The 274-nt window shown below is 38.0% G+C and carries 1 protein-coding gene; it reads right to left on the bottom strand.

Annotation, left to right across the window (positions count from 1 at the left end; genetic code table 11):
* Positions 1 to 274 (bottom strand): solute carrier family 23 protein (locus tag KVT11_RS19860; protein ID WP_302693874.1); only part of this gene is annotated, 274 nt, incomplete at both ends.

The following is a 274-nucleotide window of genomic DNA, read 5'->3' as shown; positions in this document are numbered from 1 at the left end:
AATTGCTAGCACACCGATGTTTTCACCATACGTTGTATTCGGTGGCCCACCGATTAGTGACGCAATTAATGTTGCTACTCCGTCACCGAAGATTGAACGGTGTAAACCTGGTTTTTCAATTAAATCTCTTTTAATAACATTTCCAAGAACAATTTGATGTCCGATATGTTCTGATATTGTTACTAGTGCAACTGGTACCATCAAGAGTACAATCTTCCATGAAAACTCTGGTGTATATGTTACAAATGGTACTGTGAAATCTGGTACAACAAAC

Source organism: Bacillus sp. GbtcB10 (assembly GCF_019091365.1).
In the GTDB taxonomy this organism is placed as follows: domain Bacteria; phylum Bacillota; class Bacilli; order Bacillales; family Bacillaceae; genus Bacillus; species Bacillus altitudinis.
This window is presented reverse-complemented; position numbering and strand designations above follow the sequence as displayed.